Source organism: Staphylococcus caledonicus (assembly GCF_016238465.1).
GTDB lineage: Bacteria > Bacillota > Bacilli > Staphylococcales > Staphylococcaceae > Staphylococcus > Staphylococcus caledonicus.
In genome coordinates this window covers 115805-123830 of the sequence record NZ_JABTXV010000003.1, presented here as the reverse complement: position 1 = coordinate 123830, position 8026 = coordinate 115805, and the positions used below count along the sequence as shown (strand labels likewise).

Below are 8026 nucleotides of genomic sequence, written 5' to 3'. Positions count from 1 at the left end.
ATATTATATTTTATTTATATAATTAAACTCTAGACAATTCAAGAAATTTGAAGGTTATATTAATGACATATAGAAAAAATTAAAAAAACTAGAAGTGAGTTTGTTATTCTCGTTACTTCTCGCTACTTCTCGTTGCTTCTAATTACTTCTCATTACTCATCTTCATTTAACGAATAATATTGTGTGGGATTTTGTTTACTGCTTCCATGCCAATAAATTAGATTAATAGAATGTGAAAAATAAAAAAGAGCACAGAATTAAAAGATGATTTAACAAAAATTCTAGAAGTATTAACAAAATATAAGTTAATGTAGTTTTAATTATTTGACGAATTGTAATATTAAATGCAACACCTATAAAATTTTATAAAAAAGGCCCATAATTACCGCTTTTTTGTAAGATGTTAATAACCACAAAAACATATACAAGAAGTGCCAATATGAGCTATAACCATCTTATACTAACTGAACGTGCGCGTATAGAGGTTTTATTACAAGAAAACAACTCTTTAAGGTCGATTGCACTCATATTAAATCGTGCTGTATCTACCATTTCACGTGAAATTAAATGAAATCATACAAACCAGTCATATCAAGATGAATCAGCTCAAAAATTATGAAAGCTATTATCCTTTTACTTTATTATAGAAAATATAAAAGGTAAGCAAATTATCATACTCATTATTACAAGTAGCATTTCAATCATAAGGTTTTCTTCAATTAAAAATATTGTAGCAGATATTAAAATTGAAGCTAACATCATTGTTTCAATAATTTTTAGGTAATAAACTTTTGTTAAAATATCGCTAAAATTTCTTTACTTATGATACGCTTCTCACTTTATTAGTGGTATTACTAAAAGTCCCAGCTTTATTACCTAGTTATTGGTATTAATGTTGGGACTTTATTTTAAAATTACTCTCCAATTTCTGGTAAACTTTCAATAATCTCTCTTGTTTTCACAGAAATATCAATTATAGATAAAACTAATTTTAAAATATATTGAGGGTCACTAGAATAAAGGTTAGGATTATCCACTATTCTTGAGTTTTTTTCAAATTTAATTTGATATTGATCAATTATCCATTCTATAGCAGATCTACCTGATATAATATATTTATAAGCTATACTAGGTATGTTAGTTATTCTTATGTCTTCATTAAATACAATAATATCTTTTTTATTTTTATCTTCAAACTTCATTTTTTCCACTTCATATTTAGGCGTTTGATTTTTATATTCTACATGATCATAATTAATATTATTAAAATTATCATAATTTAAATGTAGATTAATAAGTTCTTTTCCTTTTTCCACAAAAATGTTTTTGTTTTTCACTAAAGGTATTCTAGGTAATTCTTTGCGTAAATTATTTTTATATTTTTCTTTATACTCATCAGAATTAAGAATAGCATAAACATAATAAAAGAAATCTAGTGGTGATAAATTAAATTTTTTTATTGCTTCCTCAGATATATTAAAATTACTTTCATAACTTAATAGATTTTCATCATTATTAAATCTAAGTAAAAATACTTGAGTGCCTGCTTCTAGCATATTTAAATTTGGAATTAAATCCGTTACAATCGCTGAAAAACCTTTTTTAGCGCCTGCTCCAGTAACACATATTGCCATATTATTTATTGCAAATGAATCCTTAAACTTTCCAGGTCTTTCTATGATTTCTTTTTGGTAGAATAGATTTTTCTTCGTAAAAGGTCTATAAAGACTTTTCACGATTTTATTATTGTTCAATTCTATCTTTTGATTTTTGACAAATAATTTATTTAAATTTGCTGTCCACTTAATATATGAATCTTTACTATTTTTCATTTCTAATTTTTGTTTCATATCAGTTATTTTATAAAGTCTATCTATTTCATTATTATAGTTTCCAACCATAATATTACAATTTTCTTTAACACTCTTATTCGAAAAATTATACACCCAAGCATCTCTATTTGTGTTAACAGCTGTCATTTTAGATTTAAAGATTGCTTTCTCATCAGATGCTAAGGGTGTTAATTTTTGATAATTTTCATCTCTTAAATTAATCCAGTCATAATTTTGATTAGGTATAATTCTTTCAAACTTGAAATTGACAACAGAATTGTATTTTTTTAATAATTTTAATTTTTGTGTCCTATCTAGATAATCTTCTACAGCGTAATAATTAATAGTATGTTCTTTGCTTTCGTTTTTTATTAGTAATACTATAGCAATTCCTGCTCTACTACCTGAATCAAAAATTTTGCCCCCTTCTTTTTTAGATAATTCACCTTGAGTTCTTTGATCACCTCTTAAGTTAATTATATAAATATGATTAAATTCTTCATGCCATGATTTACGCAAGCCATCCATACTCTGACTGTCAATAAATGAGTTATTAGTAATAAATGCAATCATTCCTTGTTCGGAAATACGATTAGATGCCCACTTATACGATCTTATATAATTATCATACAAACTTCTTTTTAATTTTGCTTTTGAAAATTTCCCATAAGTATTATCTATAGAGCTATCTAACATAGGATATTTTAAATTCTGATTATTATCGTTTGCACTGGTTTGACCTTTTGAGTATGGTGGGTTTCCAATAATCGCAAATATTGAATTACTCTTTTGTTTAGCCAGTCTACTATTATTTTCGTCAAACAAAATATTAGAAAATGAACCGTCTTGTTCTGTACTTTCAAACGTATCTGTCAATACAATTCCTTCATATGGAGTATATGATGTTTGGTTATAAATTGTATGAAATGTTTCTTCAATATTTACTGCAGCTATATAATAACTAAGTAAAACTATCTCATTTGCATGTAATTCTTGAGTATATTTTCGAACAATGTCTTAGGTCACTCTGCAAAAGCCTAGCAATAAATGTTCCTGTACCAGTAAAAGGGTCTAATACATGAACATTTTCTTCGCTAATGCTTTTGTTAAAATGCTTAATTGAGATATCATTTACAGAGTTTAAAATAAAGTCTACTACTTCTACCGGTGTAAAAACAATACCTAATTTTTCTGTTGTATCTTTGAAAGCGGTTTTGAAAAATTTTTCATACAATTGTACTATGATATTCTGTTTTGCTTCTAGGTTATCTATGCCTTCGGCCCTAATTTGAACACTTTTATAAAATTCTTCTAATTTTTCTTGCTCTTTCATTAACCCCTTTCCATCTAATAACTCAACCATTTTTTCCATTGATTTTGATACAGGATTATTTTTTATAAAGCTATATGTATCAAATAAAGCATCAAAAATAGGTTTAGTAATTAAATGTTGCGACAACATTTCTATAGCTTGTTCTTCATCTATAGAATCATTAATATTGTGCTTTAAACTATTAACAAATTCTAAGAACTTATAATAGACTTGACTATTTTTTTCTTCTAAAATAATATGGATTCTTTCAATATGTTTTCTAGCTATTTCAGCTACATCTTTAGACCACTGTTCCCAATACCTAACATTTCCTACTTTATTAACTATTTTTCCATAGATTGCTCTTTCTAAATCAGAAAGCTGTTCTTCATTTAAATCAAAAGCAAGTTGTTCTTTACGCTCACTAGTTTCTTCTAATTCATCAGGAGCATCTCCTACACCTATGATTTGTATTTGTTCTGGTTTTTTTTGTTCAATTCTAATTTGTTTATTGTTGCATCAAAACGCTCATCTATCGATCTAAGCGCATTAAGTATCTCCCATACAACTTGATATTTTTCATTATTATCTAAGACAGCATGTGCTTCTGAACCAGCAGGAACACCTATAGGCAAGATTATGTAACCATAATCTTTTCCTTCTGCTTTTCTCATAACTCTACCTACTGCTTGTGCTATATCTATTTTAGATCGTCTAGGTTTTAAAAACATTATTGCATCTAAATCAGGAACATCAATACCTTCAGTTAAAAATTTTGCATTTGAAAGTACTCTACATGTATTATCAGGTACCTCATTTTTTAACCAGTCTATTTTCGCATTTTTTTGAACTGCATTCATTGAACCATCCGCATGATCTATATCTATTTTAAAAGGATTACTATAATTAGAACTATTATATAAATACTCATCTACTACAGTTGAAAACATCTCTGTAATTCTCTTTGATTCCTTGATTGTACCTGTGAAAGCAATTGCTCTTTTCATAGGCTGCCCTAAAGTTTGGTTACTATTACCGTCACGCTTAACTAAACCGTTCCAACAACCTATAATTTTTGTTACATCATCAAATCCAATTTCTGATTCTTTTTTTGAAATCATTTCTTGGAAGCCCCTAAAGACCGAGTCTTCGTCTACTGCTAATACCATTACTTTATAATCTGTAAGTATTCCCTTTCTTATTGCGTCTCCAAAACCAATTCTATAAAACTCTTTACCGTAAATTTTTTCATCAGCCATGTCAGCAATAATTACTGATTTTTCATCTGCTTTCTTTTTTGCACTTTCACCGTATATTCTTGGAGTAGCAGTTTGATATAACCGCTTTCTAGCTATAACGTTATTATCATTATGAATCTTAGTAAATGCAGATTCATCTTTATTGAGTTCTGTAGTACCAGTCGTTCTATGCGCTTCATCACAAATAACTAAATCAAACTCATAAAACCCTTCTTTTTGTGCTTCACTTATTACGTTAATAGATTGGTAAGTAGAAAAAACTGTTATCATACTTGTACTATGTTTTTTATTGCTTATTAAATGCATGTATTTTAATAAATTATCTTTATTAGTAGTCGCAGGATATCCTATATCTACACTAGTAATATCTTCTAATCCATTTTTATTAGATGTTTTTGAAGCTTTTCTATCTGAACAAACTGCTATTGATTCCATATCAAGATTTATATCAGCATTCCAACTACGTAAAGTTTGTGATAATAATTGAATACTTGGCACTAAGTACAATACTTTAAAAGTGTAATTGCTTTTCTTTGCCATTTGCTCAGCTATAACCATAGATGTATAAGTTTTTCCAGTACCTGGAGCCATGATGAGTTTACCTCGGTCAGCTTCTTTAAAACCTTCTATTACAGCATTAATGGCAGGAATTTGGTGGTTTCTAGGACTTTTTTTCTTATCTAATTTCACTCTTTCTGGTTCATTAAAACTAAAAGTAGACCAATCAACACTACTATTTTGCAAATCAGACAAAGATAATCGCATTATATTTTTATCTCTGTTTTCTAATGCCTCATCAGCATTTTTACTCCATTTATCTGTAGTAGTTATTAGTAATCCATCAGTATAATAATTTTTTCCCACTTCATTCAAAAATGAATCTATGTGACTTTTATTTATTGTTGTATCGCTTGAATAATATTTGCATTGTATAGCAGTAAGCTCATCACTATCACTTCTTTTAGCTACTAAATCTACACCAGTATCAACTTTTGGGATGTTATATTTTTCAGGAACATCTTTTAACATCCATACTTCTTCAAACAGTTTATGATACATTGGTTCATTTTTTAAGTATGTAATTGACAAGATTTCAAATAAAGTCCCTCTATCTCTTTGTCCTCCCTCTATATTATCTATATCTTCAATTAATGATATAAATGACTTATTCGACATTTTCTACATCCTTTTTACTTTTTACTACAATTATACCTTAGATTATATAAAATCAAAAATGAGATTACTGATAATAAAAATTTACTATTTCTTCTTTATAAACGTAAAAAACACAATTTCATTGCATTTAATAACAACTTTTACTAATAAAGAATAAATACGGATAGAAACATGTCTTATGCCTCTATCCGTATTTATTAGGACTCAACGTCAACTATTTCTTTTTTTCCTAGTTTAGAGATTTCTTTTTTATTTGATTATACATTTTGATTATTACTATTAAATCCATTTTTGAAGTTCTCCTTTATTTTCTTTATTTAAAACTCCACTACATATTGCACTTACATGTTGTTTATCTTTATTATAAATTATTCCAATCACTTTTCTTATTGCATCTTGGACTTCTGTAACAGACAATTCATAATAATGGTTATCTATAAATGATATTCCATGAGAGAGACTATTAATAATATCTAAGCTTTCTTCTATATCTTCAATTTTTTCTTTTACTATATCATAATAGTTTGATAATTCAGTAGCAGAAGCAGCTGTCGCATATTCTATTTTATAATGGCTTCTAGCATGAGATTCTAAAATAAATCTTACTTTATTCGCATATTTGATATAATTATCCAGCTTATTAACTTTATTCTTTCCTTTTAACGCAAAGGACATTACTTCGTTAAAAACAGTCCTATAATAGTCACTATAATTACTTAACTCCTCTTTAGTTAATTTGTTTACTTTACTAATCCCATCAATCTTTTCAATATACCAATGGGAAGTTTCCTTGGTATTATTCTTTCCTTTAAAAGCAAAATTATGGAAATCAAAAGACGAATGTGTAAACACAAAAACCTGTTTATTTTCAGATTTTGAAAGCTCAATAAATTGATTAATAATTTTAGTTAAATGATATCTATTTTCTGTATCTAAACTAGTAATCGGGTCATCTATGATTATATACTCAATATTTTCTTTCATCTCACTGTCTGCAATCATAAATAATTTATAATAAAAATGTAAGAACCCTATTAATCGCTTTTCACCTTCACTTAAATCAACTAAATTAAGTCTTTCTTTTGTTACTCTATGTATAACCCTATAGCTCTCAGTTTCAATATTAGGTTCTAATTCAATATTTATATCAAGTATTTCAAACCTTTTATTTACTATTTCACTAAACTGTTTCAAGTTAGATGAGTTTGTTTTCAACTTTGTTATCCAATCTTTATTCGCTTCTTTACATTTTTCTGCTTCTTGTATTTGTTCTTTATTACTATTAATATTGCAAATTTCTATTTTAATTTCTTCATCATTTTTCAACTTTTTGCCAATCCATGATTTAACAAAATCTGCAATTGAATCCCTAATCTTTTTATCGTTTTGTATTTCTTTTTTTAAATTTTCAATATAGTTATTGATGATATTATCTATTACATTTATTAATTCCCAATTATCAACAGGGTACTCAAGATGTTCATATGTCTTTTTTTCCTTGTCCTCTAATATACGTAATAGTTTAATAAGTTCTTCTTTTTGTTTTGAGAACTGTACTGAGTCTACATCAATATTTAAACCTTCCATATTACTTAACGATTCATTTATTTTAATTTTGTATTCATTTAAATTTCCCATAAAGCAATTAAATTCATTTTTGATTTTTGAATCTATATTTTCTTTTACCAATTCTACGTCAAATGTGTTACCACAAAACTCACACGTTTCCTCTTTTGATTGCATATTATGAATTTCTAAACCATCTTTTATCCATTCAGAAACTTTATAACTTACACTACTAGTAGGCTTGATAACTTCTTTCATTAATATTTTTACCATATTATTAAACTCCTCATAATCAAAAGCTAAAATGGGGGTTTTTATATTATTTAATAAGCCTTCTTTGCTAGCTATTCTTTCCTCTAATTCATCTAAAGATTCTAAAGTAGTATCTTTAATTATATCGCTAGTATTTTCCTTCCAACTATTAAAAGCAGTAACAGGATCTTTGTCAGCATTTCTCTTTTGTTTAACCACATTATTACTAATTTTAAATTTTTCTCTAGCTTCATTTAGTCTCATATTCATTTTATTGAAAATTATTTTTTTTGAATTCGTAATTTCATTATTTTTTCGCTTAATAAAATCTTCTAAATTATTTATAGCATTATTTAAATACTTAATTTGATCACTATGATTTATAGATTCTTTACCAATAACTAAACTCACACCATCAATTTCTTCAACTTGTTCAATATTATTTTTTAAGTAACCAGTATTAAAAATAACACTCTTTTCATTACCTAATCTTAACCATTCACTTAATGAACTTTTCCCACTCCCATTTCTTCCAAAAAATATATTTACTTTAGTCAATTCATCTTTACTAGTGTAATCATCAAATGATTTACAACTAACATTTTCTAATTTATTTAACATCAAATCTA

At 26.9% G+C, this 8026-nt stretch carries 4 protein-coding genes and 1 pseudogene; 1 reads left to right on the top strand and 4 read right to left on the bottom strand.

Annotated features, from left to right (window positions below; all coding sequences use genetic code 11):
• Positions 1-439: 439 nt before the first annotated feature.
• Positions 440-568 (top strand): annotated as a pseudogene (locus HS848_RS10290) (helix-turn-helix domain-containing protein); the annotation flags it as partial.
• A 346-nt stretch (positions 569-914) separates the two neighbouring features.
• Here the strand turns inward: HS848_RS10290 and HS848_RS12755 are convergent.
• The 4 genes from HS848_RS12755 to HS848_RS10280 all read right to left on the bottom strand — a co-directional run bounded on the left by HS848_RS12755 (position 915) and on the right by HS848_RS10280 (position 8018).
• Positions 915-2708: a type ISP restriction/modification enzyme gene (locus HS848_RS12755; RefSeq protein ID WP_232806163.1), complete on the bottom strand. Its 1794-nt coding sequence runs from the start codon at positions 2706-2708 to the stop codon at positions 915-917.
• A gap of 100 nt (positions 2709-2808) precedes the next feature.
• A complete protein-coding gene (locus HS848_RS12750) occupies positions 2809-3408 on the bottom strand; it encodes a hypothetical protein (protein ID WP_408642070.1) in 600 nt (199 codons plus the stop codon).
• 197 nt (positions 3409-3605) lie between these two features.
• Complete coding sequence (locus tag HS848_RS12745; RefSeq protein WP_232806161.1) at positions 3606-5579, bottom strand: restriction endonuclease; 1974 nt, start codon at positions 5577-5579, stop codon at positions 3606-3608.
• Between the two features lie 279 nt (positions 5580-5858).
• Positions 5859-8018, bottom strand: a complete 2160-nt coding sequence (locus HS848_RS10280) for an AAA family ATPase (protein ID WP_198612248.1) — start codon at positions 8016-8018, stop codon at positions 5859-5861.
• Positions 8019-8026: the final 8 nt, after the last annotated feature.